The organism is Candidatus Halocynthiibacter alkanivorans, from assembly GCF_003333265.1.
Lineage (GTDB): Bacteria > Pseudomonadota > Alphaproteobacteria > Rhodobacterales > Rhodobacteraceae > Halocyntiibacter_A > Halocyntiibacter_A alkanivorans.
Map to the genome: position 1 here is coordinate 1 of NZ_QOLB01000114.1, position 3,052 is coordinate 3,052.

The 3,052-nt window shown below is 61.1% G+C and carries 2 protein-coding genes and 2 pseudogenes; all 4 read right to left on the bottom strand.

The genetic code is table 11. The features are described from left to right. Positions 1-439 (bottom strand): annotated as a pseudogene (locus tag DWA01_RS13840) (Ig-like domain-containing protein); the annotation flags it as partial. Positions 440-809: 370 nt separating this feature from the next. After that, entirely contained in the window at positions 810-1,337 is a 528-nt protein-coding gene (locus DWA01_RS13845; RefSeq protein ID WP_114286409.1) for a DUF4329 domain-containing protein, read from the bottom strand. 533 nt (positions 1,338-1,870) lie between these two features. Beyond that, positions 1,871-2,863, bottom strand: coding sequence for an acryloyl-CoA reductase (acuI, locus tag DWA01_RS13850; RefSeq protein WP_114286410.1), 993 nt, complete (start codon positions 2,861-2,863; stop codon positions 1,871-1,873). A gap of 40 nt (positions 2,864-2,903) precedes the next feature. After that, positions 2,904-3,052: pseudogene (locus DWA01_RS13855) on the bottom strand (enoyl-CoA hydratase); the annotation flags it as partial.

The window sequence follows — 3,052 nt, forward strand, 5'->3', positions numbered from 1 at the left end:
CGCCGCCAGACAGCCCGGCGCCTGCGATGATCGGCGCCACCACCGGTTCAACCTGTTCGATATCGAGGAAGACCAGCGAGTCATAAGCAGACCATTTGCCGGTGGTATCGACATAGGCGTATTCCGCCGCCAGGGCCCCGTCCACTGCGGTCTCTGGCAATACCACGACACTCAGCTCGCCGTCTTCACTGAGGAACAATCTTTTGTAGGGAACGGCGCTGTCATAAAACCCGTCCAGCGACACGGTGCTGCCATCGGCCATCACCAGTTGCAAATCGCTGCCGACACGCACATAGGCCAGCACGTCGCCCGCGGAAATATTCAGCGATACGTCTTTGCTGCCTGCCACATAAACAGAGGTCTCCGAACCGATTTCGGTTGAAGCCCCTTCGGAAGTCACACCCGCTTCATCGCGGACGATATAATCTATCGTCAACATAATACGCTCTACCTCTGAAATGCAGCATTCTGATGATGCCGTTTTATATTTTCGTTAATCATATATTTGAAATGGCTCCCTTGCTAGGGTGATTGTCGCGTCATAGCGGAGCCGGTACGCCAAAATTTCAACACATGTGGTATTTTTACCTTTTTCGAGCTGAAACCACCTGGTAAAGCAGCTAATTACCCAAACTCATTAACGAAAGGTTAACGCGACGCCGGTGAATGGAAGCTGGTTTCAGCCCCGTTCCCTGCAAAGGAGGCGCGTTTTCAGCCGTAAATCCCGGATGCGGCCGCAGAGGTTCAGCGCGGGAGTAAAGTGGCACCTCCGGCTTTTCACAACGCGCGTCCGGCTCGGGTTGAGCCCGTCAGGACGGCTCCATTTCTTCGCGGCGGCTCAATTGTTTTTCGGTATAAGAGCTGCGGACTTTGCCGAAGACCCCGGGGCTGAAATCAGGATCAGATGTGAGGCAGTCAAGCGCGCAAAGCTCCCGGGCCTGCATTTTCAGTGTATCAACAAACCACAGGCGCCCGCCCGGCGTCGCAACATAGCCGTCAATACCCTCATCGCGGTCCGCAAGCATGTCATCAAGCGATGGCACTTCACTGTCAAAATCCGGCTCAAAACCCGCGTGGGTGTGATAGGACGCGATGATATTCAGATCCTGGGGCGGCTCATCGGCAAGGCAGCTGTCTGTGTTACCTCTGCGGGCGCGGGTCGCAACCAGCGCCCCCGTCGCGTCAACGCCAATATAGCCGCAATATTCGCGGTTTTGCCTGATCGACGCCGGTTGCAGCGTATTCAGCACCGATTTGGCAAGCGCGACTTCCTGCGCTTGCTGGGCAAAAACCGGCGTGGTGAACAGGGCAGTCGCAAAGAGAATAAAATGGCGCATCGGCACAGAGTAGCGCCATCGGCAGCACCGGTAAAGACACGCCCGACAAGGGCCCGCCAACTGGTGGCCGCGCCGCACGTCTGGCCCTGCCCGGCCTGCCAGAACTTACCAGCTATACTGAACACGCGGCTGCGGCAGTCGCGCGCCAGTCAGGCCTCAAAGGCCTGCGGATCACCGGCATCCGGTTCAGTCCCGCGACCCCCTCCAGTGCAGCGTGCGCCTGCGTGATCCGCCCAGGCGCGCCGCATGTACATCTGTCTGCGGACCACTGCGTTTGGCCAGCCGTGGCCCACAAACCGCGCCTCGTCAGTTCCGCGCGCGCCTGATGCGCGCCTGAACGATCTTCTCGGGCACGCCGCATTTGCATCCCTCAGTGGACTGATGCGATTTGCCAGCCGCGCCCTGCGAGGCGCACTCCACCAGACGCGCTTCATGCTCACCTGGCAGCGTTCATTTGCACCCCGACAAATGGCGCTCTGTCAGGTGCGCTTGCCGTTGATTTTGACAGGCGCGCATTTGCCCTCTCGTGGCGCTCAGGCGTTGACGTCAACCACCACGCGCCCCTGCACCTGACCGCGCAGAATATCGGCGCCCAGCTGCGGCAGATCGCTGAGCACGGCCGGGCGGATCATGTCTTCCAGCTTGTCGAACGGCAGATCAGAGGCGACCCGCTTCCAGGCCCGCAGACGATTGTCATAGGGCTGCATCACACTGTCGATGCCCAGCAGGTTCACCCCGCGCAGCAGGAACGGAATAACCGTTGCGGGCAGGCCTGCACCGCCGGCCAGCCCCACCGCCGCGACGGAGGCCCCATAAGACATCTGCCCCAGCAGACGCGCCAGCATCGCGCCGCCAACCGCATCAACACAGCCCGCCCAGGCCTCTGCCTCCAGCGGGCGTCTGACCGTCTCATTGATCTCATCGCGCGGCAGGATCGCGGTCGCACCCAGCCCGCGCAGATACTCGGCGCTTTCCGGACGCCCGGTCACTCCGGTGACCTCATATCCCAAATTGGCCAGAATGGCGGTGGCGACGGAACCGACACCACCCGCAGCCCCGGTGACCAGAACCGGCCCCTGGCCAGGTTTCAACCCGTGGTCCTCCAGCGCCATCACCGCCAGCATTGCGGTAAAACCGGCGGTGCCCACCGCCATCGCCTGGCGGGTGGTCAGATCTGCCGGCAGCGGCACCAGCCAGTCGGCCTTGACCCGCGCTATTTGTGCGTAACCGCCCCAATGCGCTTCGCCGACACGCCAGCCGGTCAGCACCACCTTATCGCCGGGCTGATAACGCGCGTCGTCCGAGCTCTCGACAGTGCCGGCAAAATCAATACCCGGAATATGGGGGTAATTGCGCACCAGCCCGCCGCCGGCGCCCAGACACAGCCCGTCTTTGTAATTCAGCGTCGAATATTCCACCGCGACGGTCACCTCCCCCGCCGGCAGCTGATCCGTGGTCAGTTGCTGCACCGAAGCGCGCACCTCACCTGCGTCGTCTTTTTCAACCAGTAGCGCATTAAATGTCATGGTCACTCTCCCTGAGTTTTCAACCCGGCGCCAGGCGCCTTCAGTCCGGCCGCACGCGGGCGGCGGTTTTGTTGGCAAAAGCTTCAAGCCGTGCGCGCGACGCTGGTTGCGTGTTCACAATACCCGCCATCACCGCTTCGGCATAGGAGGCATCCAGCGGTGACATGTTCTGGAAATGCGAAATCGCCG

Excerpts from the sequence above, each read along its gene's own strand:
- DWA01_RS13845 (WP_114286409.1), bottom strand. The coding sequence starts at position 1,337 with ATGCGCCATTTTATTCTCTTTGCGACTGCCCTGTTCACCACGCCGGTT.
- acuI (WP_114286410.1), bottom strand. The coding sequence starts at position 2,863 with ATGACATTTAATGCGCTACTGGTTGAAAAAGACGACGCAGGTGAGGTG.